The sequence below is a fragment of the Pleomorphochaeta sp. DL1XJH-081 genome (assembly GCF_049310885.1).
In the GTDB taxonomy this organism is placed as follows: Bacteria; Spirochaetota; Spirochaetia; order Sphaerochaetales; family Sphaerochaetaceae; genus CAYZJV01.
The window spans coordinates 1-971 of record NZ_JBMDYO010000025.1; the positions used below are offsets into that span (position 1 = coordinate 1).

Annotated in this window: 2 protein-coding genes; both read left to right on the forward strand. The window is 51.1% G+C overall.

Going from position 1 to position 971, the window contains the following annotated elements; all coding sequences use genetic code 11:
• Positions 1-69: 69 nt before the first annotated feature.
• A complete protein-coding gene (locus ACODJP_RS13735) occupies positions 70-324 on the forward strand; it encodes an SHOCT domain-containing protein (RefSeq protein ID WP_198890166.1) in 255 nt (84 codons plus the stop codon).
• Positions 325-447: 123 nt separating this feature from the next.
• Positions 448-971 (forward strand): hypothetical protein (locus ACODJP_RS13740; protein WP_422482463.1); only part of this gene is annotated, 524 nt, incomplete at its 3' end.

Consider the following 971-nt stretch of genomic DNA (forward strand, 5'->3'; position numbering starts at 1 on the left):
GGAACCCTCTCACGGGAGGAATACCTCAGCATGAAAGAAGACATCTCGAATTGATGATGGAGGAATGGTATGCACGGCTTATATTACGGTCTTGGCAATGTCGGCGGATGCGGTTGGTTCGGGTCCGACTGGTGGTCCCGGGGGATGATGATCGGATTGTTGCTCATTGGGGTGACGGTCGTCGTGCTTCTTGCGGTGCATCTCTCACATCGGAACAGGTCCAATTCTGGCAGTTTGGAGGCAATCGCGCTACTTAAAAACAGATATGCCGATGGTGAGATCGATCGCGAGCTGTTTGAGAAGATGAAGAAAGACCTTCGTTGAAGAGGATCTTGCCAATTTGGAAATTGTATTTGAGATGATCAAGAAGAGATATGCCCCACGTGATATCACCTGGGAAGAGTTCGACTCGATGAAGAGAAATCTTTCGTAGAAGGAGACAACAAATTGAAGAAAATATTCGTAATAACCTTGAGTATCATGTTCCTGATCGTGGGAACAACACTCTGGGCGCAGGAAGAAGAAGGACACGGCAGAACTGCCGACGTGATCCTCAACGAAATCAAACAGGTGCAAGGCGTGACAAGTATCACGCTCATCGATCCCGACCTGATACGTCCGGCTCTACTTGAGGAACTGGGTGATGCGGTCATGGATCTCATGATCGCCGATGAAGAGCGACACGAATGGATGGATGAGATGATGGGAGGAGAAGGATCCGAGCAACTAGCATCGACCCACCGTTGGATTGCCTACAACTACCTCCAGAACGACGGGAAGCTCGACACGTGGGGACCCGGCATGGGCGGATACGGCTTTATGGGACCGGGAATGATGGGAGGTTGGAGCCGTAACGCGCGTTACAACCCCACCTCATCCAACTATGGATGGGGCTATGGTCCCGGTAGCATGATGGGCTGGTCAGGCAATTGGTGGAGCTGGATCGCGATTATCGTGATACTTGTTGTCAT

Coding starts and splice junctions, on each gene's coding strand:
- ACODJP_RS13735 (WP_198890166.1), top strand. CDS start 70: ATGCACGGCTTATATTACGGTCTTGGCAATGTCGGCGGATGCGGTTGG.